The organism is Acinetobacter sp. ANC_7655, assembly GCF_056784015.1.
This window is the reverse complement of sequence record NZ_JBWYJB010000037.1, coordinates 1-498: the sequence shown is the minus strand read 5'-3', so window position 1 is coordinate 498 and position 498 is coordinate 1. Positions and strand designations below refer to the sequence as shown.

Genomic DNA, 498 nt, shown 5'->3' with positions numbered 1-498 from the left:
CAGCGGTTGCTACAGCAGATGGTAGCTACAGCGTGACTCTGGATAAAGCCTATAGCAATGGAGAAAAGCTAGAAGTTGTTGCTAAAGACCCAGCAGGTAATGCAACACAACCCCAAGAAATAATAGCTCCAGATACCACAGCACCATCAAGCCTAACGCAAGTGATCAGCAAAGATGGCCAGACGATCACGGGTCAAACTGAAGCAGGCGCAACAGTAAAAGCAACGTATAACGGTAAAGTTGTCGGAACAGCGGTTGCAGGTGCAGATGGTCAATACACATTAACGTTGAATCCAGCGTTCACCAATGGTGAACAGCTAGAAGTGATTGCAACAGACCAAGCCAATAACAGTACCAAGGCAAATACGGTTACAGCCCCAGATACCACAGCCCCTGCGAGCTTGACGCAAGTCTTGGCATCGGACAATAAAACAGTAACAGGAACCACAGAAGCTGGTGCGACAGTGACGGTAAGTTACAACGGTAAAGTGGTGGGAA

Annotated in this window: 1 protein-coding gene; it reads left to right on the top strand. The window is 48.0% G+C overall.

Features of this window, described 5'->3' with window-relative positions; genetic code table 11:
- Positions 1-498: Ig-like domain-containing protein (locus AC1M9N_RS14485; RefSeq protein WP_481954975.1), on the top strand; the 498-nt coding region annotated here is incomplete at both ends.